The organism is Azospirillum largimobile (genome assembly GCF_977007025.2).
This window is the reverse complement of the sequence record NZ_CDRMUA020000005.1, coordinates 481,574-504,023: the sequence shown is the minus strand read 5'-3', so window position 1 is coordinate 504,023 and position 22,450 is coordinate 481,574. Positions and strand designations below refer to the sequence as shown.

20 protein-coding genes are annotated in these 22,450 nt (G+C 68.3%); 11 read left to right on the top strand and 9 right to left on the bottom strand.

Translation table 11 applies throughout. The features are described 5' to 3' along the window. Positions 1 to 45 precede the first annotated feature (45 nt). Positions 46 to 240 (bottom strand): hypothetical protein, encoded by a 195-nt coding sequence (locus tag ACWPKK_RS27065; RefSeq protein ID WP_149227040.1) that lies wholly within the window; start codon positions 238 to 240, stop codon positions 46 to 48. Then, positions 237 to 1,685 carry an argininosuccinate lyase gene (gene argH / locus ACWPKK_RS27060; RefSeq protein WP_452010608.1) on the bottom strand — a complete coding sequence of 483 codons (1,449 nt, stop codon included), beginning with the start codon at positions 1,683 to 1,685 and terminating at the stop codon, positions 237 to 239. Before argH ends, ACWPKK_RS27065 begins: the two co-directional genes overlap by 4 nt. An 89-nt stretch (positions 1,686 to 1,774) precedes the next feature. On the opposite strand from argH, the gene ACWPKK_RS27055 reads away from it, so the two are divergent. The 3 genes from ACWPKK_RS27055 to ACWPKK_RS27045 all read left to right on the top strand — a co-directional run bounded on the left by ACWPKK_RS27055 (position 1,775) and on the right by ACWPKK_RS27045 (position 3,864). Beyond that, the gene (locus tag ACWPKK_RS27055) at positions 1,775 to 2,407 is read left to right on the top strand and encodes a TlpA family protein disulfide reductase (protein ID WP_452010605.1); all 633 of its coding nucleotides are present in this window, start codon (positions 1,775 to 1,777) and stop codon (positions 2,405 to 2,407) included. Positions 2,408 to 2,488: 81 nt separating this feature from the next. Then, the gene (locus ACWPKK_RS27050) at positions 2,489 to 3,247 is read left to right on the top strand and encodes a cyclic nucleotide-binding domain-containing protein (RefSeq protein WP_452010602.1); all 759 of its coding nucleotides are present in this window, start codon (positions 2,489 to 2,491) and stop codon (positions 3,245 to 3,247) included. A gap of 119 nt (positions 3,248 to 3,366) precedes the next feature. Further along, positions 3,367 to 3,864, top strand: a complete 498-nt coding sequence (locus tag ACWPKK_RS27045) for a PBECR3 domain-containing polyvalent protein (protein WP_452010793.1) — start codon at positions 3,367 to 3,369, stop codon at positions 3,862 to 3,864. Between the two features lie 220 nt (positions 3,865 to 4,084). Here ACWPKK_RS27045 and ACWPKK_RS27040 read toward each other — a convergent pair whose 3' ends face one another. The 5 genes from ACWPKK_RS27040 to hyi all read right to left on the bottom strand — a co-directional run bounded on the left by ACWPKK_RS27040 (position 4,085) and on the right by hyi (position 9,004). Continuing rightward, positions 4,085 to 4,672, bottom strand: coding sequence for a TetR family transcriptional regulator (locus ACWPKK_RS27040; protein ID WP_452010599.1), 588 nt, complete (start codon positions 4,670 to 4,672; stop codon positions 4,085 to 4,087). Positions 4,673 to 4,683: 11 nt separating this feature from the next. Next, positions 4,684 to 5,694 carry an aldo/keto reductase gene (locus tag ACWPKK_RS27035; RefSeq protein ID WP_452010596.1) on the bottom strand — a complete coding sequence of 337 codons (1,011 nt, stop codon included), beginning with the start codon at positions 5,692 to 5,694 and terminating at the stop codon, positions 4,684 to 4,686. Between the two features lie 88 nt (positions 5,695 to 5,782). Continuing rightward, positions 5,783 to 7,045, bottom strand: coding sequence for a glycerate kinase type-2 family protein (locus tag ACWPKK_RS27030; RefSeq protein ID WP_452010593.1), 1,263 nt, complete (start codon positions 7,043 to 7,045; stop codon positions 5,783 to 5,785). 243 nt (positions 7,046 to 7,288) lie between these two features. Next, complete coding sequence (gene glxR / locus ACWPKK_RS27025; protein WP_452010590.1) at positions 7,289 to 8,173, bottom strand: 2-hydroxy-3-oxopropionate reductase; 885 nt, start codon at positions 8,171 to 8,173, stop codon at positions 7,289 to 7,291. Between the two features lie 36 nt (positions 8,174 to 8,209). Beyond that, positions 8,210 to 9,004: a hydroxypyruvate isomerase gene (hyi, locus tag ACWPKK_RS27020; protein ID WP_452010587.1), complete on the bottom strand. Its 795-nt coding sequence runs from the start codon at positions 9,002 to 9,004 to the stop codon at positions 8,210 to 8,212. Between the two features lie 288 nt (positions 9,005 to 9,292). Here hyi and ACWPKK_RS27015 point away from each other — a divergent pair, with 288 nt between their 5' ends. The 7 genes from ACWPKK_RS27015 to ACWPKK_RS26985 all read left to right on the top strand — a co-directional run bounded on the left by ACWPKK_RS27015 (position 9,293) and on the right by ACWPKK_RS26985 (position 17,689). Beyond that, the gene (locus tag ACWPKK_RS27015) at positions 9,293 to 11,332 is read left to right on the top strand and encodes an oxidoreductase (RefSeq protein ID WP_452010791.1); all 2,040 of its coding nucleotides are present in this window, start codon (positions 9,293 to 9,295) and stop codon (positions 11,330 to 11,332) included. Between the two features lie 152 nt (positions 11,333 to 11,484). After that, a complete protein-coding gene (locus tag ACWPKK_RS27010; RefSeq protein ID WP_452010584.1) occupies positions 11,485 to 12,291 on the top strand; it encodes a GntR family transcriptional regulator in 807 nt (268 codons plus the stop codon). After that, entirely contained in the window at positions 12,291 to 13,352 is a 1,062-nt protein-coding gene (locus ACWPKK_RS27005) for a Gfo/Idh/MocA family protein (protein WP_452010581.1), read from the top strand. Before ACWPKK_RS27010 ends, ACWPKK_RS27005 begins: the two co-directional genes overlap by 1 nt. Before the next feature lie 267 nt (positions 13,353 to 13,619). Then, the gene (locus tag ACWPKK_RS27000; protein ID WP_310115494.1) at positions 13,620 to 14,261 is read left to right on the top strand and encodes a TerC family protein; all 642 of its coding nucleotides are present in this window, start codon (positions 13,620 to 13,622) and stop codon (positions 14,259 to 14,261) included. A gap of 545 nt (positions 14,262 to 14,806) precedes the next feature. Then, positions 14,807 to 15,811: a TRAP transporter substrate-binding protein gene (locus tag ACWPKK_RS26995; RefSeq protein WP_324866510.1), complete on the top strand. Its 1,005-nt coding sequence runs from the start codon at positions 14,807 to 14,809 to the stop codon at positions 15,809 to 15,811. Positions 15,812 to 15,875: 64 nt separating this feature from the next. Beyond that, positions 15,876 to 16,415 (top strand): TRAP transporter small permease, encoded by a 540-nt coding sequence (locus ACWPKK_RS26990; protein WP_452010578.1) that lies wholly within the window; start codon positions 15,876 to 15,878, stop codon positions 16,413 to 16,415. Beyond that, complete coding sequence (locus ACWPKK_RS26985; protein ID WP_324866505.1) at positions 16,406 to 17,689, top strand: TRAP transporter large permease; 1,284 nt, start codon at positions 16,406 to 16,408, stop codon at positions 17,687 to 17,689. Before ACWPKK_RS26990 ends, ACWPKK_RS26985 begins: the two co-directional genes overlap by 10 nt. A 105-nt stretch (positions 17,690 to 17,794) precedes the next feature. On the opposite strand, the gene ACWPKK_RS26980 is transcribed toward ACWPKK_RS26985, so the two are convergent. Further along, positions 17,795 to 18,796, bottom strand: a complete 1,002-nt coding sequence (locus ACWPKK_RS26980; protein ID WP_452010575.1) for an MDR family oxidoreductase — start codon at positions 18,794 to 18,796, stop codon at positions 17,795 to 17,797. A gap of 363 nt (positions 18,797 to 19,159) precedes the next feature. Here ACWPKK_RS26980 and ACWPKK_RS26975 point away from each other — a divergent pair, with 363 nt between their 5' ends. Continuing rightward, entirely contained in the window at positions 19,160 to 21,736 is a 2,577-nt protein-coding gene (locus tag ACWPKK_RS26975; protein ID WP_452010572.1) for a DUF4347 domain-containing protein, read from the top strand. Between the two features lie 45 nt (positions 21,737 to 21,781). Here ACWPKK_RS26975 and bluB read toward each other — a convergent pair whose 3' ends face one another. Then, entirely contained in the window at positions 21,782 to 22,447 is a 666-nt protein-coding gene (gene bluB / locus ACWPKK_RS26970) for a 5,6-dimethylbenzimidazole synthase (RefSeq protein WP_452010570.1), read from the bottom strand. Positions 22,448 to 22,450: the final 3 nt, after the last annotated feature.

The window sequence follows — 22,450 nt, the reverse complement described above, 5'->3', positions numbered from 1 at the left end:
AGCCGTTGGGGGAACTATAGGCGGGGGCACCGGTGCGGGCGGCGTTCATGGGAACTGGACTCCGGAACCGGCCGGCTTACCGGGCTTCGGGTCCAGCGAGGGGTTGGGATAGGTGCGCGGGAAGGGATCGACCTGACCCTCCGGACGCGGGCTGTCGACGATGCTGGGCTTCTTGCCGCAGCCGGCCAGAGCCAGCACGCCGGCCAGGGCGAGGACGGTCAGGGTGACGTGACGGTTCACAGGAAACGCTCCCGGGCGGCCTTCACCGCCTCCTGCACGCGGACCGGGGCCGGGCCGCCGAAGCTGGTGCGGCTGTTCAGCGACGCCTCGATGCTCAGCGCCGGATAGACGGCCTCGGTGATGCGCGGCTCGATGGCCTGAAGCTCTTCAAGCGTCAGGTCGGTCAGGCCGACGCGGCGGTCCTCCGCCGCCTTCACGGCGCGGCCGGTGACGTGGTGCGCCTCGCGGAAGGGCATGTCCAGTTCCCGCACCAGCCAGTCGGCGAGGTCGGTGGCGTTCAGGAAGCCGCGGTCGGCCGCCTCGCGCATCGCCGGGACGTTCGGCTGCATGTCGCGCACCATGCCTTCCATGGCGGCGATGCACAGCGCCAGCGTGTCGTCGGCCTCGAACACCGGTTCCTTGTCTTCCTGCATGTCCTTGGAATAGGCCAGCGGCAGGCCCTTCATGGCGATCAGCAGGCTGTTCAGGCTGCCGATCACCCGGCCGGCCTTGGCGCGCACCAGCTCCGCCGCGTCGGGGTTCTTCTTCTGCGGCATGATCGACGAGCCGGTGGTGAAGGCGTCCGACAGCTTGATGAAGCGGAACTGGGCGGAGCACCAGATCACGATCTCTTCGGCGAAGCGCGACAGGTGCATGGCGCAGATCGACGCCGCCGACAGGTATTCCAGGGCGAAGTCGCGGTCGGACACCGCGTCCAGCGAATTGGCGGTCGGCCGGTTGAAGCCCAACGCCTCCGCCGTCATGAAGCGGTCGATGGGGTAGGGGGTGCCGGCCAGCGCCGCCGAGCCCAGCGGGCATTCGTTCAGCCGGCAGCGGGCGTCGCGGAAGCGGCTGCGGTCGCGCCCGAACATCTCGACATAGGCCAGCAGATGGTGGGCGAAGCTGATGGGCTGCGCCGCCTGCAGGTGGGTGAAGCCGGGCATCACCGTGCCGGTGTGCTGTTCCGCCAGGTCGATCAGGGCGGCCTGCAGCGCGGTCAGGCCGGCGATGGTCCGGTCGATGGCGTCGCGCACCCACAGCTTGAAGTCGGTCGCCACCTGGTCGTTGCGCGAGCGGCCGGTGTGCAGGCGCTTGGCCGGTTCGCCGATCAGTTCGGCCAGCCGGGCCTCCACATTCATGTGGATGTCCTCCAACTCCACCTTGAAGGTGAAGCTGCCGGCGTCAATCTCTGCCTTTACGCGGTCGAGGCCGTCGATGATGGCGTCGGCGTCGGCCTGGGATATGATGCCCTGCTTGGCCAGCATCGCGGCATGGGCCTTCGACCCGGCGATGTCCTGGTCGGCGAGCCGCTTGTCGAAGCCGATGGAGGCGTTGATCTTCTCCATGATGGCGGCGGGACCGCGCGCGAATCGCCCGCCCCACATCTGGCTGGCGGCGGGTGCGGCGGCGCCGGTGGGGGCGCCGGTTGTGGCGGCGGAATTCGGCGGGGTCTGATCGGCGCTCATGGGGACGGATACCGGGGCATTCGGGTGAAGGGGAGCGAGGAAGCGTGAGTATGCGGACTTTGGCGGCTGTCGCAACGGTTTGTGTGTGCATGGCCGGGGCCGGCCTGTGGTGGAGCGCCGGTGCGGCGCCCACTCCACCCGAGGTGCTGCGGCTGGGCGCGCCGGACGCCCCGTCAGGCGCCATGCCCGTCGCCTCCACCGGTGTCGACAAGCTGGAGAAGTTCAAGGGGGCGGAGCCCAAGCCGATGCCGCCGCTGTCCTTCATCGACGCCGAAGGGCGCCGGATCGATCTGGCCGACTTCAAGGACCGGGTGATCCTGCTGAACCTGTGGGCAACGTGGTGCGGGCCTTGCGTGAAGGAGATGCCCTCGCTCGACCGGCTGCAGGCCCAGCTGGGCGGCGACGCCTTCCAGGTGGTGGCGCTGTCGCTGGACCGCGGCGGGCGGGCGGCGGTGGAACCATTCTACAAGAAGACGGGGGTGCAGAACCTGACGGTGTTCCTCGACCCGGCGTCGGACTCGATGAAGGCGCTGTCGCTGCGCGGCCTGCCCACCACCATCCTGGTCGATCCGGAAGGGCGCGAGCTTGGCCGCGTCGAGGGCGCGGTGGAGTGGGATGCGCCGGAGGTCGTGGCCTTCCTGCGCCAGCATCTGGGCCATGGAGGAGGCCGTGGCGGCGGGCCGGCGCGCGACCGCGGCGGGGTGATGAAGACCGGCGGCTGACGGCTGGCGGCTGGCGGCTGACGGCCTTGGCGCCATGGGGTAGAGTGCCGCGATAACCTTTCGCCTCTCCCGAGCCGCCCCATGACGCAATCCGCAGCTTCCGGTCCCAAGCGCTTCATCATCGGTGCCGGCATCGTGATGATGCGGCAGGGCGAACGCGCAGACCGGGCGTGGCTGATCGAATCCGGCGAGCTGGAGGTGCTGCTGACCACGCCGGACGGCGGAACCCGGCGGCTGGGGGTGGTCGGCAAGGGGGCCGTGGTCGGCGAGATGGCGCTGATCGACGATGGCGAGCGCAGCGCCACCGTGCGCTCGCTGACCGAAGTGTCTTGCGTCGAGGTGACGCGGGACGCCTTCCGCGGCCTGCTGAAGCGCAGCCCGCCGCTGGCCTCATACCTGTTGCAGAGCCTGATCGCCGCCATCCGCCGCGACTATGGCCTGCCGCCGACCGAGCGGTTCGGCAACGCGGTGGATTTCCGATCCACCAATTCCTTCCAGAAGGTGGTCGATCGCCGGATGATCCGCGAGGGGCATGTCTTCTTCGGCCCCAACGAGCCGGTGAACGCCGCCTACCTGATCCAGTCCGGCCGCGTGGCGCTCCGCCCCGGCCGCGGCACGCTGGGCGGGGACATCGCGACCTTCGGGCCGGGCAGCCTGTTCGGCGAGATCTATCTGCTGACCGGCCGTTTGCCCGACGTCACCGCGGTGGCGGTCGCCGGCGGCATCTGCGAGGTGATCGACAAGCGCAGCTTCGAGGACGCGGTGATGGCGATGCCGCCGATCCTGAAGTCGCTGACGCGGATCTACATCTCGCAGCTGACGAAGGCGAAGGCGGGGTGAAGGGCTGTGAGTTTGTAGGAGTGATGCGGAAAGTTGAACGGTAATTGAAGTTATTCTATGTTTCGTCCGTCGGGTGTGATGGCGCACGCGAACCGGATTGTGAGGACGGGATCGAGTTGGTGATTTTCAGCGTTGCATTTGCGCCTGATGCAGGATCAGCCAGCTCAGGACCGTCAAGGCAGTTCAAACAAGAGTCGCATCTTATCAAGAGATTCGTCAATCAGTGCCTAAAATCACTGGACCGTGTTGAGGCGCACGAAATAGGCCCGCTTCAAAACGCATCGCGGGTTCGCTCCAAAACCAGTTTGGATCTGCGCCGATTTTCCGTGATTGTAGAGAACACCGCTTTGAAGCATGCGCTGAAACAACATGGCGATGCTTCAAAAGAGGCTAAAAGAGGTCAGGAAGCTGTAGTTGAGGACGATTTCTGCTTGATCCCGGAAATCATCCAGGACGGCACCCCTTCGAACGGTGATGGTTCGAAACGCGGCGTATCGACGATTTTGTTCCGTAAGTCGATCAATGGCTTTGAATACACTGTCGTTGCCGACGTGCGCTCAAGTGCGTGTCAACTTGCATTCAAAACGATGATGAAAAGCCGGCAAAGGCATGCTTAGGGAGAAGCACCTGGGGACCTGCGATGCTGTCTCGTAAGGCGGACGCTCGTGTGAAGCGTATACCGTGCGAAACCCCTCGAGATTGACGTCCGAAACGAGGCCCAGGTGCTGTCAAATAGGTAATGTGGTTTTGCCTTGTGGTCAAGTTTCCAGCTGGTGCGATCACCGGAGTTGTATGCGGCGCCTTGTTTTCGGGGCAGAGGAGAATTTCTCCTTCAGTTCACCCACGCACCTCCAACCCCCGCATGACCAGCGTCCACACCGCCTCGAACGCCGTGGCGGTGTCGGGGGAGGCCCATTCGGCGGCGTGGGCGGGGTTGTGGAAGCGGGCAGTCGCGTCGAGCAGGGCGCGGGCGACCGTGGCGGCGTCGCCGGGGGCGAAGCTGCCGTCGGCCATGCCGTCGGCGACGATGCGGGCGATCTGGTCGCAGAGGTGCGCCACATGCTCCGCCACCACCTCGCGGGCTTCGGCGGCGAGCGTCATGTAGGTGGCGAACAGTTCCGGATCGTCGCCGGCCTTGCGGTGCTTGGCCTGGATCAGCGCGTCGAACCAGCGGCGCAGGCGGGCGGGTGCCGGGCCGGACTCCTCCGCGATGGCGTCCAGCGGATCGGCGACGCGGGCGAGCCAGCGCTCCGTCACCGTGTCGCGGAGCGCGGCCTTGCTGGGGAAGTGGCGGTAGACGCTGCCGTGGCTGACGCCCAGCGCGCGGGCGACGTCCACCACCGTGGCCTTGGCGGGACCGTAGCGGCGCAGGACCTCTTCCGCCGCCTCCAGGATGCGGTCCGGGGTCAGCGCCGCCTCAGCCATTGGACTGTGCCTCAGCGCCGCTCGCTGTCGAGCATCGCCATCTGTTGCGGGGCGTAGCGGTCGCCGGCCGCCGCGCCGGGCGGCACCGCCCGTTCGATCGCGGCGAGGTCATCGGGGGTGAGGTCAAATTCCAGGGCTCCCAGCGCTTCGGTCAGCCGGTCGCGCCGCCGCGCGCCGACCAGCGGCACAATATCCGAACCGCGCGACAGCACCCAAGCAATCGCGATCTGCGCGACGCTGACCCCCTTCGCCGCGGCGACCCGGCGCAGTTCCTCGACCAGGGCGAGGTTGCGGTCGAGATTCCCGCCCTGGAAACGCGGGCTGTGGGCGCGGAAGTCGCCGGGGGCCCCGGCGCTGTCCCCGGCTCTGTCCTTGCTCCAGTGGCCGCTGATCAGGCCGCGCGACAAGACGCCATAGGCGGTGATGCCGATGCCGAGCTCGCGGCAGGCCGGCAGTATGGCGTCCTCGATCCCGCGGGAAATCAGCGAATATTCGATCTGCAGGTCGCAGATCGGGTGGACGGCGGCGGCGCGGCGGATGGTCTCGGCCCCCATCTCCGACAGGCCGATGTGGCGGACATAGCCGGCCTTCACAATGTCGGCGACGGCGCCGATGGTGTCCTCGATCGGAACGTTCGGGTCGAGACGGGACGGGCGGTAGATGTCGATGTGGTCCAGCCCCAGCCGGCTCAGCGTGTGGGCCAGGAAGTTCTTCACCGCCGCCGGACGGGCGTCGTAGCCGAGCCAGCTGCCGTCCGGCGCGCGCAGGGCGCCGAACTTCACGCTGACCTGGAAGCGGTCGCGGGGGATGCCGCGCACCGCCTCGCCTATCAGCATCTCGTTGTGGCCCATGCCGTAGAAGTCGCCGGTGTCGAGCAGCGTCACCCCGGCGTCGAGCGCTGCATGGATGGTGGCGATGCCCTCCGCCCGGTCGGCGGGGCCGTACAGGTCGGACATGCCCATGCAGCCGAGGCCGAGGGCGGAAACGGTGGGGCCGGATGTGCCGAGTGCGCGCGTGTCCATGTGTCCCTCCATCGATGCGTGATGGAGCGGTTATCGGCTATCGACTGACAGATGTCAATATCTGTCAGTCGATACTCTTTCAGAGGAGTCAGGATGGGTCGATGACGATCACCCGGAAATCGTTGACGTTGGTGCGGGTCGGGCCGGTGACGACCAGATCGCCCAGCGCCTTGAAGAAGCTGTAGCCGTCGTTGTCGGCGAGGAAGGCATTGGCATCGAGCCCCATCGCCTCGGCCCGTTTCAGCGTGTCGGGGCGCAGGAGGGCGCCGGCATTGTCCTCCGTTCCGTCGATGCCGTCGGTGTCGAAGGCGGCGGCCCAGATGCCGGGATGGCCGTCGAGCGCCACCGCCAGCGCCAGCAGGAACTCGATGTTGCGGCCGCCGCGGCCCTGGCCGCGCACCGTCACCGTGGTCTCGCCGCCGGACAGGATCACCGCCGGGACTGGAGCCGGCTGGCCGTGGCGGGCGGCCTGCCGGGCGATGCCGGCATGGACCTTGGCGACCTCGCGCGCTTCACCCTCGATGGCGTCGCCGAGGATGACGGGGGTATAGCCGCGGTCACGGGCGAGTGCCGCTGCGGCCTCCAGTGCGTCCTGCGGGGTGGCGATGATGGTGGTGACGGCACCGCTCAGGCGCGGATCGCCGGGCTTGGGCGTTTCGTCCTCCGCCGCTTCGAGGAAGGCGGCCACGGCGGGCGGCGGGGTGATGCCGTATTTCGCCAGGATGGCGCGGGCGTCGGCGAAGCTGGTCGGGTCGGGCACGGTCGGGCCGCTGGCGATCACCGACGGATCGTCTCCCGGCACGTCGGAAACCAGCAGCGAGACGACGCGGGCAGGATGGGCCATGGCGGCCAGCCGTCCGCCCTTCACCGCCGAAAGATGCTTGCGCACGCAGTTCATCTCGCCGATGTCGGCGCCGCTCTTCAGCAGGGCCTTGGCGACGGCGCGCTTGTCCTCCAGCGTGATGCCGGGAGCCGGCAGGGCCAGCAGGGCGGAGCCGCCGCCGGAGATCAGGCAGAGCACGAGGTCGTCGGCGGTCAGCCCCTGCACCATGTCGACGATGCGCCGCGCCGCCTCCTGCCCGGCGGCGTCGGGCACCGGATGGCTGGCCTGCACCACCTCGATCCGTTCGGTCGGCAAATCATGATCGTAGCGGGTGACGACGAGGCCAGTGAGCGGCCCCGGCCAATGGTCTTCCACCGTCTTCGCCATGGCCGCCGCCGCCTTGCCGGCGCCGATCACCACCGTGCGGCCCTTCGGCGGCTGCGGCAGGGCCGCCGGCAGCCGTGTCTCGGCGGTCACCGCGGTCAGCGCCGCCTGGAACAGGTCGTGGAGCAGGGCGTCTGTGGTCATGGCGGTGCTCATGGTCGCTCGGGCGTCGTGGGAAGCGGGGCGGGTAGAATGCACGGGAATGAGGGGTGGGGAAATGGTGCGGGTGGGGTGGTGAAGTGGTGACGGCCGTTGCCCCCACCCTAACCCTCCCCCGCTGGGCGGGGGAGGGGATGATTGCTGATGCGGGAGAGTGGCGGCAGTCCCTCCCCCGCCCAGCGGGGGAGGTTAGGTGGGGGCATCGTCAGCCGACGACTCTCCACCCGCTCACTTCGCCCCAACCTCGTGCCCGGCAAGCAGTTCCAGCGCGCGCAGCATGCCGGAGTGGTCCCAGGCCGAGCCGCCCTGCGCGGCGCAGGCGTTGAACAGCTGCTGGCAGCTTGCCGTGTGGGGCAGCGACAGGTTCAGCGCCTTGGCGCCGCTCAGCGCGAGGTTGAGGTCCTTCTGGTGCAGCTCGATGCGGAAGCCGGGGGTGAAGTTGCGGTTGATCATCCGCTCGCCATGGACCTCCAGGATGCGGGAGGAGGCGAAGCCGCCCATCAGCGCCTGACGGACCTTGGCCGGATCGGCGCCGGCCTTCGACGCGAACAGCAGCGCCTCGGCCACCGCCTCGATGGTGAGCGCGACGATGATCTGGTTGGCGACCTTGGTGGTCTGGCCATCGCCGTTGCCGCCGACCAGCGTGACGTTCTTGCCCATCTTGTCGAACAGCGGCTTGACCGTGTCGAAGGCCTCCTGCGGGCCGCCGACCATGATGGTCAGCGAGGCGGCCTTGGCCCCGACCTCACCGCCCGACACCGGCGCGTCGAGGTAGGAGCAGCCGAGGTCGTTGATGCGCTTGGCGTATTCCTTCGTCTCGATGGGAGAGATCGAGGACATGTCCACCACGATCTTGCCCGACGACAGGCCGGCGGCGACGCCGTTCTCGCCGAACAGGGCGGCGCCGACATGGGGGGTGTCGGGGACCATGGTGATGATGACCTCGGCCGCCGCAGCCACCTCCCGCCCGCTGGGGCAGGGAATGGCGCCCTTGGACGTCAGGTCGGCCGGCACCGGCTTGATGTCATGGACGTAGAGCGTGTGACCGGCGTCCAGCAGATGCCCCGCCATCGGGGTGCCCATGATGCCGAGACCGATGAATCCGACCTTCATTGTACTGGTCCTTTCTCGCGTGATGGTGGGGACGCCTCAGGCGTGCGCCGGTTCCGTCTTGTAGGGGGCGAACCAGCCGAGCCCCTCGTCCGTGGTCGTCTTCGGCTTGTATTCGCAGCCGACCCAGCCGCGGTAGCCGATGGCGTCCAGATGCTTGAACAGGAAGGGATAATTGATCTCGCCGGTGCCGGGCTCGAAGCGGCCGGGATTGTCGGCCAGCTGGACATGGGCGATGCGGGCGAGGTTGGCCTCGATCGTGCGGGCCAGATCGCCTTCCATGATCTGCATGTGGTAGATATCGTACTGCACGTACAGATTGTCGGAGCCGACCTTGGCGATCAGGTCCAGCGCCTGTTTGGTCCGGTTCAGGTAGAAGCCGGGGATGTCGCGGGTGTTGATCGGCTCGACCAGCAGCTTGATGCCCGTGCCGGCCAGCGCGTCGGCGGCATAGGCGAGGTTGCCGGTCAGCGTGCTTTCCGCCGCGGCGACGTCGCCCCCCTGCGGCAGGATGCCGACGAGGCAGTTGACCTGTTTGCAGCCCAGCGTGCCGGCATAGTCGATGGCGCGGGCGACGCCGTCGCGGAACTCCTGCACGCGGTCGGGCATGATGGCGATGCCGCGCTCCCCGCCGCCCCAGTTGCCGGCGGGCAGATTGTGCAGGACCTGGGTCAGCCCATGTTGGCGCAGCTTCTCGGCCAGCGCGTCGGCGGGGAAGTCGTAGGGGAACAGATACTCCACGCCACGGAAGCCGGCATCGGCCGCCGCGGCGAATCGGTCGAGGAAGGGATGCTCGTTGTAGAGCATCGTCAGGTTGGCGGCGAACTGCACCATGGCCGAACTCCCGGTTGCGCGAATTGGCCGCCGCGGATGGAGGGGCGGCCCTTGGGTCGGGAGCTTGACCGCCGCGCAGGGCCTTGAGCCAGTTCGCCGGACGGCTTTTTCATCCAGCGGAAAGCGGGGCGGGCGAACAATGCGGAAGAGGGCATGTGGGTCGTCGCGGAACCATGTTGACGCATACGTCAACTCGAACTAGGCTCCGCAGCACGGATCATCCGTATCCCCAGCGCCACCAGAAGCGCCGTCTTCAAAAGCCGGAGGAACCACCCAGTGAGCCAGCCCGTGACCCAGCCCTACCCCCATCTGCTGGCCCCGCTCGACCTCGGCTTCACGGTGCTGAAGAACCGGGTGCTGATGGGGTCGATGCACACCGGGCTGGAGGACCGCCGCCGCCATTTCCCGCGGCTGGCCGCCTATTTCGCCGAGCGGGCGCGCGGCGGGGTCGGGCTGATGGTGACCGGCGGCTTCTCGCCGAATGTGGAGGGGTGGCTGTCGCCCTTCGGCTCCACCCTGGCGCGGCATGGGGCGGCGCGGTCGCACCGGGTCATCACCGACGCGGTCCATGCCGAAGGCGGCAAGATCGCGCTGCAGATCCTGCATGCCGGCCGCTATGCCTACAGCCCGCTGTCGGTGGCGCCGTCGCGCATCAAGTCGCCGATCACTCCCTTCACCCCGCGCGCCCTGACCGCAAGGGGGGTGGAGCGCCAGATCCGCGCCTATGTCCGCTGTGCCGAACTGGCGCGCGAGGCCGGCTATGACGGGGTGGAGGTGATGGGGTCGGAAGGCTACCTGATCAACCAGTTCCTGGTGACCCACACCAACCAGCGCACCGACAAGTGGGGCGGCGCTTACGAGAACCGCATGCGCTTCCCGGTGGAGATCGTGTCGCGCATGCGGGAGGCGGTCGGGCGCGACTTCATCATCATCTACCGCCTGTCGATGCTGGACCTGATCCCCGACGGCAGCACGTGGGAGGAGGTGGTGCAGCTCGCCCAAGCCATCGAGCAGGCCGGCGCCACCATCATCAACACCGGCATCGGCTGGCACGAGGCGCGGGTGCCGACCATCGCCACCAGCGTGCCGCGCGCCAACTTCGCCTGGGTGACCGGCAAGCTGAAGGAATCGGTGTCGATCCCGCTCTGCACCACCAACCGCATCAACACGCCCGAGGTTGGCGACGCGGTGATCGGCGAGGGACTGGCCGACATGGTGTCGATGGCGCGGCCCTTCCTGGCCGATCCGGACTTCGTCGCCAAGGCGGCGGCGGGCCGGCCGGAAGCGATCAACACCTGCATCGCCTGCAACCAGGCCTGCCTGGACCACATCTTCTCCGGCAAGACGGCCAGCTGTCTGGTCAACCCGCGCGCCTGCCACGAGACGGAACTGGTGATCGTCCCCGCCAGACAGCGCAAGCGCATCGCCGTGGTCGGCGCCGGCCCGGCCGGGCTGGCCTGCGCCACGACGGCGGCGGAGCGCGGGCACGAGGTGCATCTGTTCGACGCGGCCGACGAGATCGGCGGCCAGTTCAACATGGCCAAGCTGATCCCCGGCAAGGAGGAATTCCACGAGACGGTGCGCTATTTCCGCAACCGGCTGGCGGAGACCGGGGTGGCGCTGCATCTGGGCCGGCGGGTGGGTGCCGGCGACCTGACGGGTGCGGGGTTCGACGCGGTGGTTCTGGCGACCGGGGTGGTGCCTCGCGACCCGAGGATTCCCGGCCAGGACCACCCGAAGGTGCTGACCTACATCGATGTGCTGCGCGGTGCAAAGCCGGTTGGGCGCCGGGTCGCCGTGGTCGGGGCGGGCGGCATCGGCTTCGACGTCAGCGATTTCCTGGCCCATGAGGGGCCGTCGCCCAGCCTGGAGCCGGCGCTGTGGCGCGCCGAATGGGGCGTTGCCGACCCGGCCGAGGCGCGCGGCGGCGTCGCCGGCATCCGCCCCCACCTGACGCCCCCGGCGCGGGAGATCGTCCTGCTCCAGCGCAAGGCGAGCAAGCCCGGCGCGGGGCTGGGCAAGACCACCGGCTGGATCCACCGGGCCCAGCTGAAGATGAAGAACATCCAGGCATTGTCCGGCGTGAATTACGAGCGCATCGACGACGAAGGTCTGACCATCAGCTTCGGCGAGAAGCGCGAGCGCATGCAGACGCTGGCCGTCGACAGCATCGTTCTGTGCACCGGGCAGGAGCCGTTGCGGGAACTTCAGGCGCCGCTGGAGGCCGCCGGCATCGCCGTCCACCTGATCGGCGGCGCCGACATCGCGGCGGAACTGGACGCCAAGCGCGCCATCGCCCAGGGCACGAGGCTGGCGGCGGGGCTGTAGGCGGGTGGTCCTCGCCCTCCCTCCACATCCATGGCGGGAGTGCGGGCGCCTTTGTCACACCCGTACGCGACGGGGGATGAGCGAAATTGCTTGCCGCCCTAGCTGATATATTAGTATTCTGGCGTCAGTCGCTCTTGAGGAGGCTGGACGTCATGCCATCCGGCAACCCGCCGGCCAAAACCGGTTCCACCGCTGCCACCCGTCCGGCCAAGCCGGGCAAGACCGCCCCACTCCAGATCCGCCCGCCGGCCCGGCGCGACGTGCGGCGCGGCCCGACGGCGGCCGACGCCATCCACCGCGATCTCCGGGCGGAGATCGTGTCGCTGAGGCGCAAGCCGGGCGACCCAATCGCCGAGAAGCAGATCGCCGAAGCCTATGGCGTCAGCCGCACGCCGGTGCGCGAGGCGGTGCTGAGGCTGGCGGACGAGGGGCTGATCGAAATCTTCCCGCAATCGGGCACCTTCGTCGCCCGCATCCCGCTGGAAGCGCTGCCTGAGGCCGGCGTGATCCGCAAGGTGCTGGAGCGCGCCACCGTGCGTTTCGCCGCGGAGCGTGCCAGCCGCAGCCAGATCGCGGCCCTGCGCGCCTGCCTGGAGCAGCAGCGCGAGGTCGATGCGGTCGGTGACGCCAACGGCTTCCATCAGGCCGACGAGACCTTCCACGCCCAGATCACCGAAATGGCGGGCTATCCCGGATTCTGGACGATCATCCAGCAGGCCAAGGTCCAGCTCGACCGTTGCCGGCGGCTGACCCTGCCGGTTCCCGGCCGCATGCGCACGGTGATCGCCGAACATGAGGCCATCGTCGAGGCCATCGCCGCCCACGACCCGGACCGGGCCGAACGGAGCCTGATCCTGCACCTGGACAATCTGCAGATCACGGTGGACGACGTGCGCAATGCCGCACCGCTCTATTTCTCCGGCAGCCTGACCGACGCAGTCATGGAAGGAACGCCCTGATGTCCGCCCCGATCGCCCCTTCGGTTGCACCCGGCCGCCGCCGCATCGGCGTGATCGGCCTCGGCATGGCCTCGGCGCCCCATGCGCAGAGCCTGATCGACCTTCGGGACCGGGTGGAGGTGGCGGGCTGCTTCAGCCCGTCGGCCGAGCGCCGCGCCGCCTTCGCCGCCCGCCACGGACTGCCGACGGTCGACCGAATGGAGATCCTGCTGGACGATCCGACGCTGTCGGCCGTCCTGCTGCTGACCCCGCCCGACAGCCATGCCGAACTGGTCGCCCGCTGTGCCGCCGCCGGCAAGCATGTGCTGCTGGAAAAGCCGCTGGACGCCACGCCGGAGGGCGCGCGCGCCGTGGTATCGGCGATGGAGGAGGCCGGGCTGACGCTGGGCGTCGTCCTGCAGCACCGGTTCCGCGCCTCGGTGGAGCGGCTGGCCGGGCTGATGCGCGACGGCACGCTGGGCCGGCCGCTGTCGGCGGCTGTGTCGGTGCGCTGGTGGCGCGACGCCGCCTATTACGCCCAGCCCGGCCGCGGCATGAAGGCGCGCGACGGCGGCGGGGTGCTGCTGACCCAGGCGATCCACACGCTGGACGCCTTCGTCGGCCTGCTCGGCCTGCCGGAGCGGGTCGCGGGATTTGCCGCCACCAGCGTGCTTCGCCGGATGGATACGGAAGACGTGGTCGCCGCCGCGCTCAGATACGGCAACGGAATGCTGGCCACCATCGACGCCACCACCGCCGCTTATCCCGGCTATCCGGAGCGGATCGAGATCGCCGGAACCGGCGGGTCGGCCGTGCTGTCCGGCGACCGGCTGGAGGTGCAGCTGGTCGGCGGCGAGCGCATCCTCGCCGGCCAGGACGGCGCCACGCTGGGTGGCGGCGCGGATCCGATGGCCTTCTCGCACCAGCATCACCGGGCCGTGCTGTCCGACTTCCTCGATGCGCTCGACGACGGACGCCGGCCGCGGGTGGACGGGCGGGAGGCGCTGAAGGTGCACCGTCTGATCGACGCGATCCTGAACGCCGCTGCCGGCGGCACAACCGTGGAGGTGGCCGAACCCTGACCCCGCAACCCGAACTCCATCCGCCGGGCCGCGCGGTGTGCGGCCTTGCGGAAACCACCACTTTGGCGTAAAGCGCCAGCACCAGGCCGGGCCCCTCTGGCAACCTCACCGGTTGCGATGTCGGACTGGGAACACCAAGGAGCGGCCCGCGCCCCGTGCCCCCGACCGACGCCTTCCGTCGATGCTTCGGCATGACCCGGCCGGTCCGAACAGCCCTCGCGCGGACTCTCCGCCCACATTTTTCGTGATGCGAGGACATCCGCTCAAATGACGGAGCTATTCACAACTGAGGCGCTTTTCGCGCTGCTTCAGGTCATCATGATCGACCTGGTGCTGGCCGGCGACAACGCCATCGTCATCGGTCTGGCCGCCGCCGGACTGCCGCGGGAACAGCGCGGCAAGGCCATCCTGATCGGCATCCTGGCCGCCACCGTGCTGCGCATCGCCTTCGCGGCGGTCACCACCCAGCTTCTCCAGATCATCGGGCTTCTGCTGGCCGGCGGCGTGCTGCTGCTGTGGGTCTCGTGGAAGATGTGGCGCGAGCTGCGCCAGTCCCATGAGGAGGACGAGGCGGTCGAGGTGCTGGAGGACGACGGCGGAGCCGATACGGCAGGTCCGCGCAAGACCCTGAGCCAGGCGGTCTGGCAGATCGTCGTCGCCGACGTGTCGATGTCGCTGGACAACGTCCTGGCCGTGGCAGGCGCCGCGCGCGAGCATTTGGGGGTGCTGGTCATCGGCCTGACCCTGTCGATCGCCCTGATGGGCCTCGCCGCCAGCGTCATCGCCCGCGTTCTGCAGAAGCACCGCTGGCTGGCCTATGTCGGCCTCGCCATCATCTTCTACGTCGCCCTGGACATGATCTACCGCGGCGCCATGGAGGTGTGGCCCCTGGTGAACGGTCACGGCTGACGGGCTTGTGATGAACGGCCTTGGAATGGCTGGCCGCCGCGTTTGAGCGAATGGGGGAAGGGCTGCGGCGAGAGCTGGGGCCGAATGTCGCACCCAACCCCCTGCGGCGATCCGTGTACTGGCTGAAACCCGCGTCCGCAGCCACTTTGTCTCTCTCCCCGCCAATCTGAATCAGTTTAAAGTCCAAAACGGTAGTTGCCGGCTGGAACTTTCAGACTTGCACGCAGAGTGATATACTAATATCCTAAGTGACGTGAACAGGGCGCCGCCGGGGGCGGCACCGTTGCCAAGCGGAGCGGAAAGAGGATGGGGGCAAGGGCAGGGCCTGTGTCGGCCATGCGCAATTTCCGGCCGCGCGTGGCGCGGTCGCAGCGCTGCGAAAGCCGGTCTCGGCAAAGGGGCCTCATCCACGCTTCGTCCGTCACCGGCCCACGGTTCATCCAGTCACACACAGGCGGCCCACCGGCCACCAGGCAATCCGGAAACACCAGAACAAGAGAGGCCGGCCCGCTCAGGCTCCGGCCCCGCACACAGGAGGAGAACCTATGAAGTTTGCTCTGACTTCGGTCCGCACCGCGCTGCTGGCCGCCTGTGCCGTCTGCAGCATGATGGCCGCGCCGATGCTGTCGGCTCCGGCCGCCGCGCGCGACTTCCGGTCGGCCGACATCCACCCGACCGACTACCCGACCGTCGAGGCGGCGCGCTATGTCGGCAAGCTGCTGGCGGAACGCACCAACGGCCGTCTCGGCGTCAAGGTGTTCCCGAACGGCGCTCTCGGCAACGAGAAGGACACCATCGAGCAGCTGAAGATCGGCGCGCTCGAGATGATGCGCATCAACGTGGCGCCGCTGAACAACGTGGTGCCGGAGACGATGGTCACCGCGCTGCCCTTCATCTTCCGCGACACCGGCCACATGCGCCGCGTCCTGGACGGCCAGATCGGCGACGAAATCCTGGCGGCGATGGAAAGCCAGGGCATGGTCGGCCTCGCCTTCTACGACAGCGGCTCGCGCAGCATGTATTCGGCCGCCAAGCCCTACAAGACGCTGGCCGACATGAAGGGCGCCAAGATCCGCGTCCAGCAGTCCGACCTGTTCGTCGCCATGATCCAGGCGCTGGGCGCCAACGCCACGCCGATGCCCTTCGGCGAGGTCTACACCGCGCTCAAGACCGGCATCGTCGATGCGGCCGAGAACAACTACCCGTCGTACGAGTCCTCGCGCCACTTCGAAGCCGCCAAGTACTTCACGCTGACCGAACACGCGATGGCGCCGGAAGTGCTGGTCTTCTCCAAGGTCGCCTGGGACCGCCTGTCCAAGGACGACCAGGCTCTGGTCCGCCAGGCCGCCAAGGAGTCGGTGCCCTACATGCGCAAGCTGTGGGAAGAGCGCGAGCAGAAGTCGAAGGACGTCGTGACCAAGGCCGGCGCCCAGATCGTCGAGGTCACCAACAAGCAGGAATTCATCGATGCGATGAAGCCCGTCTACGACAAGTTCGCCAACACGCCGAAGCTCCAGAGCCTCGTGCAGCGCGTCCAGGAAACCAAGTAAGCAAGGGGTGAGGCGCGGCGCCGTCCCCGGCGGGACGGTGCCGCCACCCAAGGGGAGCCGCAGCATGGATATCGAGCTGCAAGCAATGGATGTCAGCCCGCCGCATGCAGCCGGCTGGCTGACGCGGATGAACGCGGTGCTGGCCAAGACCGGCATGTATGTCGCCATCATCGGATTGATGTCGATCGTCGCGGTCGTCTTTTATCAGGTGTTCGGCCGCTACGTGCTGAACAACTCGCCGACCTGGGCGGAAAGCCTGGCCATCGTGCTGGTGCTGTACGTCACCCTGATCGGTGCCGCCGTCGGCGTCCGCGACGCCGGCCACATCGGGCTCGAATCCCTGCTGGTGATGCTGTCTGACAGTGCGCGGCGCAAGATGGACATCCTCATCTACGCGCTGGTCGGAATTTTCGGCGGCTGCATGGCCTACAACGGCTGGATTCTCGGCAGTTCGGTCATGTCCTACACGATCCCGAACCTTCACATCTCCGAAGCCGTACGCTACGTGCCGCTGGTGCTGTCGGGTGTGCTGATCGTCCTGTTCTCCATCGAGCATATCGTCGCCATCCTGCGCGGCGAGGAGGTAAAGCCGTCATGGAACTGATGATCCTCAGCATCACCTTCTTCGGCTTCCTCATCCTCGGCATTCCGGTCGCCTTCGCCATCGGCCTGTCGGCGCTCTGCACCATCCTCTATGAAGGCCTGCCGGTCGCGGTGGTCTTCCAGCAGATGATGTCGGGGATGAACGTCTTCTCGTTCCTGGCCATTCCCTTCTTCGTCTTCTCGGGCGAGCTGATGTTGCACGGCGGCGTCGCCGACAAGATCGTCGCCGCGGCGAAGAGCATGGTCGGCCACATCCGTGGCGGGCTGGGCATGTCCAACGTGGTGGCCTGCACCCTGTTCGGCGGCGTCGCCGGCTCCCCCGTCGCCGACGTGTCGGCCATGGGCGCCGTGATGATCCCGATGATGAAGCGGGAAGGCTACCACGCCGACTACGCGGTCAACGTCACCACCCACGCTGCCCTCGTCGGCGCGCTGATGCCGACCAGCCACAACATGATCATCTACGCGCTGGCCGCCGGCGGAAAGGCGTCCATCGGCGCGCTGATCGCCGCGGGCCTGATGCCGGCGCTGCTGCTGATGGTCTGCAACCTGGGCGCCGCCTACTACGTCGCGGTCCGCCGCGGCTACCCGAAGGGGTCCTTCCCCGGCTGGGACATCCTGCTCCACACCTTCGCCGCCGCCCTGCCCGGCATGCTGATCGTCGTCATCATCCTGGCCGGCATCACCAGCGGCGTGTTCACCGCGACCGAATCGGCCTCCGTGGCCGTGATCTACGCGCTGCTGCTGACCACCCTGGTCTACCGCACGCTGACGCTGGAGAAGTTCCTGGCCGCCGCCGCCAAGACGGTGAAGACCACCGGCGTGGTGCTGCTGCTGATCGGCGTGTCGACGATGTTCCAGTACCTCATGGGTCTCTATGAGGTGGCGGACATCACCGGCGAACTGCTGGCCGGCATCTCGTCCAACCCGATCGTCATCTTCCTGCTGATCAACATCATCCTGTTCCTGCTGGGCACCTTCATGGACATGGCCAGCACGATCCTGATCTGCACGCCGATCTTCCTGCCGATCGCCATGACCTACGGCATGGACCCGGTGCAGTTCGGCATCGTGATGCTGATCAACTGCGCGCTCGGCCTGAACACCCCGCCGGTCGGCACCACCCAGTTCATCGGCTGCGCCATCGGCGGCGTGTCGGTGGGCGAGGTGATGCGCTCCATCACGCCCTTCTACGGGGCGCTGTTCCTGGCGCTGCTGCTGGTCACCTATGTCCCGGCCTTCTCGCTGTGGCTGCCACGCCTGCTGATGAACTGAACCGGGGCGGGCCCCGGCCCTCCTGAACGAATTCTCTCCTGGACTGGGCCATCGGCTTCTCGCCGATGGCCCATTTTTTTATGCGCCGGATTCGGGCCGCCGGTATCAGGCCGTCAGGTCCAGAACCACCCGGCCGCGGATTTGGCCGGCCAGGATGCGTTCGCCCAGCGCCGGCAGGTCGGCGAAGGGATGGACCTCGTACATCGCGCCCAGATGGCCGGGGTCGAGGTCGCGGGCCAGCCTTGCCCAGGCCGACGCACGGCGGTCGGCCGGAGCCATCACCGAATCGATGCCGATCAGCGTCACGCTGCGCAGAATATGCGGAAGCACCGTGCCGGGCAGATCGGACGAGCCGGCCAGCCCGCAGGCGGCGACGGCTCCGCCCCACACCGTCTGCGCCAAGGCGTTGACCAGCGTCTGGCCGCCCACCGAATCGACGCCGCCCGCCCAGCGCTCCTTCTGCAGGGGCGCCCCCTTTTCCAGCAGGGTGGCGCGGTCGATGAAGCCGCCGGCGCCAAGGCCGCGCAGATACTCGTGCGTCTCCGGCCGCCCGGTGGAGGCGGTGACGGCATAGCCGCGCTTGGCCAGCAGGGCGACCGCCACCGATCCGACGCCGCCGGCCGCACCGGTGACCAGCACCTCCCGGCCGCCGGGCTGGATCGCGCCCCAGCGTTCCAGCGCGTCGACGCACAGCGCCGCGGTATAGCCGGCGGTGCCGATCCCCATTGCCTGTTCGGGCGTGAAGGCGTCGGGCAGGCGGGTCAGCCACTCCGGCTTCACCCGCTGATAGCGGCTGTAGCCGCCCCACTGCGTCTCCGACAGGCCCCAGCCGTTGACCACCACCCGGTCGCCGGCCTTCCAGTCGGGTGAGCGCGACTCGACCACCGTGCCGGCGAGATCGATCCCCGCCACCATCGGCAGCTTGCGGGCAATCTTCGCCTTTCCGGTGACGGCGAGCCCGTCCTTGTAGTTGACCGTGGAATGGGAGACCTCGACCAGCACCTCGTGGTCCGGCAGATCGGACGGCGAAAGAGTGGTGAAGGAGCCCTTGGGCTTGCCGTTGTCGTCGGCGATGACGAAGGCGGTGAAGGAATCGGGAAGGGACATCGGGCGCACTCCGTTGCGCTGCAGGTCTGACCGAAACGATGCGCCGCATTCCGATATAGGTCAAACAAATTGGCCTCAGCCCTTCGACGCACGGGACAACCCCGAATTGGAGGTATTGCGTCGCGCCTCTACCTCGCCTTGGCAAATGAGTGGCAAGAGGGTGCCATGGAGCGGAGTAGCCGGAGCGCGTCGAAATCGATTGGGACCGTCCTCATTCGCCGGTCCGGAGAAATCAGCTCGTCCGGCTGGGCGCGATGCTTCCCAAGGAATGATCGGCTTATTGGGCGTTGTGGCCTGGGCAGGATCCCGTACATCACGGAACGCGCAAAACGATTTCCAACAACTCCCCAGAAAGGGGTTTTCATGCACGGGATCATTCTTGCCGACGCCGGGCTGGCCGATATCGACGCATTGATCGGCCGGCACGCGCCGGATGTGACGGTGATCCGGGTGGCCGCCGACGAGGACGCCCTCGGCCTGCTCGCCGACGCCCTGGAGACGGGTCCGGCCGCGGTCCACCTGATCGCCCACGGCGCGCCGGGCGTGGTGAAGCTGGGGGCGATGCCGCTCGACACCAGCGCCCTGTTCGACCGCCGCTGGCCCGATGCGACCGGCACCGAGATCCTGATCCATGCCTGCGACGTCGGCGCCGGCGGCAACGGCCGCCGCTTCGTCGAGCGTCTGGCCGTCGTCACCGGCGCGCGTGTCGCCGCCGCCAGCCATCCGGTCGGCCATGCGGACCAGGGCGGTTCCTGGGACCTCGACGTGGTGACCGGCCCGATCCTGGCGGCCCGTCCCTTTGAGGGCGCCGCTGCCTGGCCGCACCGTCTGGCCTATAGCGGCACGCCGACGGCGGGCAATGACTCGCTGGTCGGCGACAATGGCGGCAACACGATCAACGGGCTTGCCGGCAACGACAGCATCACCGGCGGCACCGGCAACGACAGCCTGGCCGGCGGAATCGGCAACGACACGCTGGTCGGCGGCGGCAACACCGGCGTCGCGGCCGGCGACACCATGAACGGCGGGCTGGGCGCCGACCATTATGTCGGCGGCAGCGGCTTCAACATCGTCACCTACGAGGATGCCACCGCCGGCCTGACACTGGATCTGACCAACGGCGCCAACAACACCGGGGAGGCGGCCGGCGATACCTTCGTCAACATCCAGCGCTGGATCGGTTCGGAATATGCCGACAGCCTGACGGCGGGCGACAGGGCGGTGTGGTTCTGGGGCCATGGCGGCAACGACGTCGAGCATGGCGGGGCCGGCAACGACACGCTGGAGGCCGGCGACGGCAACGACAGCGTCTTCGGCGGCGGCGGCGGCGACCTGATGTATGGCCGCGCCGACAATGACGAGCTGCATGGCGAACTCGGCGACGACACGGTGGCCGGCGGCGGCGGCGCCGACCTGATCCATGGCGATGCCGGCAACGACCTGCTGAAGGGCGATTGGGAGCGCGACACCGTCCACGGCGGCGACGGCGACGACACCATCCTGGCCGGCATCGTCACCGCCGGCAGCTATGCCCAGACCCAGGCCGATACGATCTTCGGCGAGGCCGGCAACGACCGCTACATCGTCGTCAGCCAGTATGACGCCGGCACCGTCGGCTTCGACGGCGGCACCGGCACCGACACGCTGGAGGTCCGCTCCGACAACCTGACCAGCTTCAACGGCTACAACCTGGAATACCACAACGACGTCGCGTCGCCGAGGATCGACATCAGCGGCATGACGCTGACCAGCGTCGAGACACTGGCCCTGACCGGCAGCCAGCGCCACACCGTGACGATGACGGCGGCCCAGGCCAACGGCTTCACCGGCATCACCGGCGCGGTCACCGGCGACGCCTTCGCCATCGCCGGTGCGTCGCTGTCGGGCACCGTGGGCACCGGCAGCGGCGGCACGCTCCAGGCCGGCCAGGTCCAGGCGGAGACGGTGAACGGCGTCACCCTGGTCCATATCGGAATGAACGCCGCCGCCGGGGCCGACGTGACCCTGCGCATCGCCGGCAGCTTCGCCGCGTCCAACATCAGCCTGTCCGGCAACACCATCACGCTGGGTCAGGCTGGCACCGGCGGCAACACGGGCGGCGGTGATACGGGGGGCGGCACTCCCGGCGGCGGCACGGGCGGAGGAAGCAATCCTGGCGGCTCCACGGGCGGGCTGACGCTGACCGGCACCGCGGCCCGCGACTATCTGGCCGGCGGCAGCGGCAACGACGTCATCACCGGCAACGGCGGCAACGACTACATGGTCGGCGGCACCGGCAGCGACAGCTTCGTCTTCAAGCCCGGCGACGGCTGGGACTATGTCGCCGACTTCCAGGCCGGCGGCAGCGGCGACGTGCTGAATGTCGCGGGTTGGGCCGGGCTGACCGACTTTACCGCGGTGATGGCCGCCACCACCCAGGAGGGCGCCAACACCATCGTCCGCTTCGACGACAACAACAGCGTCACCCTGGCCAACGTCACCCGCAGCAGCCTGACCGCCGCCAACTTCTCCTTCCTCAATGCTTCGCCTGGGGCCTCCCCGGGCGGGAGCACGGGCGGCGGTTCCACCGGCGGCACCGGCCAGACCGTCACCGGGACCTCGGCGGGCGAGTATCTGGCCGGCGGCAGCGGCAACGACACCATCACCGGCAATGGCGGCAACGACTACATGGTCGGCGGCGCCGGGCGGGATACCTTCGTGCAGGGTGCGGCCGACGGCTGGGACTGCATCGGCGATTTCCAGGCCGGCACCGGCGGCGACGTGATCGACCTGCGCAGCGTCGCCGGCTTCTCCAGCCTGAACGACGTGCTGACCCACTCCGTCCAGAGCGGGGCAGACCTGTCGATCGATATCGGCAGCACCAGCACCATCAAGCTGATGAGCGTCGACCGCGGCACCCTGACGGCGGAAAACTTCCTGTTCGCCAACCCGATCGGCTGAACCGGCGGCGGGCGCCAGTCCTTGCCGGGGCTGGCGCCCGCTCCCTCACTCCCCCTGCCAGCGGTCGCGGAACACCAGATCCTCCAGCGGCAGGCGCTTGCGCCAACCCTTGGTTTCCAGTTCCGGCGTCGCCTCGAAATGGGTGACGTGGCCGAGGCAGAGATAGGCGATCGGCACGATTCGCTCCGGGATGCCCAGCGCGTCCCGCAGCGCGTCCTCGTGCAGGATGCTGACCCAGCCGACCCCCAGCCCTTCCGCCCGCGCCGCCAGCCACAGATTCTGCACGGCGCAGACGCAGCTGTAGAGGTCCATCGCCGGCATGTGGGTGCGGCCCAGAACCACCGGACCCGAGCGCTCGCGGTCGCAGGTGATGCAGAGATTGATCGGCGCCTCGCGGATGCCTTCCAGCTTCAGCCGGCTGTAGAGGCTGCGCCGTTCCCCCTCGAACATCGCCGCCGCCTCCTCGGTGGCGCGGGTGAAGTCGGCATGGATGCGGGACTTCACGGCGGGATCGGTGACGACGATGAAGTTCCACGGCTGCATGAACCCCACCGACGGCGCATGGTGCGCGGCCAGCAGGATGCGGGTCAGCACCTCGTCCGGCACCGGATCGGGCCGGAACTGCCCGCGCACGTCGCGGCGGGAGAAGATCGCCTTATAGAGCGCGTCGCGCTCCGCCGCGGTGAAAGCCTCGTCCTTCTCTTCGGCCATCCC

Bases quoted from the DNA above. Each gene is read 5' to 3' on its own strand.
- ACWPKK_RS26975 (WP_452010572.1), top strand. From the start codon at position 19,160: ATGCACGGGATCATTCTTGCCGACGCCGGGCTGGCCGATATCGACGCA.
- ACWPKK_RS27035 (WP_452010596.1), bottom strand. From the start codon at position 5,694: ATGGACACGCGCGCACTCGGCACATCCGGCCCCACCGTTTCCGCCCTC.
- ACWPKK_RS27040 (WP_452010599.1), bottom strand. From the start codon at position 4,672: ATGGCTGAGGCGGCGCTGACCCCGGACCGCATCCTGGAGGCGGCGGAA.
- hyi (WP_452010587.1), bottom strand. From the start codon at position 9,004: ATGGTGCAGTTCGCCGCCAACCTGACGATGCTCTACAACGAGCATCCC.
- ACWPKK_RS27055 (WP_452010605.1), top strand. From the start codon at position 1,775: ATGGCCGGGGCCGGCCTGTGGTGGAGCGCCGGTGCGGCGCCCACTCCA.
- ACWPKK_RS27050 (WP_452010602.1), top strand. From the start codon at position 2,489: ATGACGCAATCCGCAGCTTCCGGTCCCAAGCGCTTCATCATCGGTGCC.
- ACWPKK_RS27010 (WP_452010584.1), top strand. From the start codon at position 11,485: ATGCCATCCGGCAACCCGCCGGCCAAAACCGGTTCCACCGCTGCCACC.
- ACWPKK_RS26990 (WP_452010578.1), top strand. From the start codon at position 15,876: ATGGATATCGAGCTGCAAGCAATGGATGTCAGCCCGCCGCATGCAGCC.
- bluB (WP_452010570.1), bottom strand. From the start codon at position 22,447: ATGGCCGAAGAGAAGGACGAGGCTTTCACCGCGGCGGAGCGCGACGCG.
- ACWPKK_RS27030 (WP_452010593.1), bottom strand. From the start codon at position 7,045: ATGACCACAGACGCCCTGCTCCACGACCTGTTCCAGGCGGCGCTGACC.
- argH (WP_452010608.1), bottom strand. From the start codon at position 1,685: ATGAGCGCCGATCAGACCCCGCCGAATTCCGCCGCCACAACCGGCGCC.
- ACWPKK_RS26985 (WP_324866505.1), top strand. From the start codon at position 16,406: ATGGAACTGATGATCCTCAGCATCACCTTCTTCGGCTTCCTCATCCTC.
- ACWPKK_RS27005 (WP_452010581.1), top strand. From the start codon at position 12,291: ATGTCCGCCCCGATCGCCCCTTCGGTTGCACCCGGCCGCCGCCGCATC.
- glxR (WP_452010590.1), bottom strand. From the start codon at position 8,173: ATGAAGGTCGGATTCATCGGTCTCGGCATCATGGGCACCCCGATGGCG.
- ACWPKK_RS26980 (WP_452010575.1), bottom strand. From the start codon at position 18,796: ATGTCCCTTCCCGATTCCTTCACCGCCTTCGTCATCGCCGACGACAAC.
- ACWPKK_RS26995 (WP_324866510.1), top strand. From the start codon at position 14,807: ATGAAGTTTGCTCTGACTTCGGTCCGCACCGCGCTGCTGGCCGCCTGT.
- ACWPKK_RS27000 (WP_310115494.1), top strand. From the start codon at position 13,620: ATGACGGAGCTATTCACAACTGAGGCGCTTTTCGCGCTGCTTCAGGTC.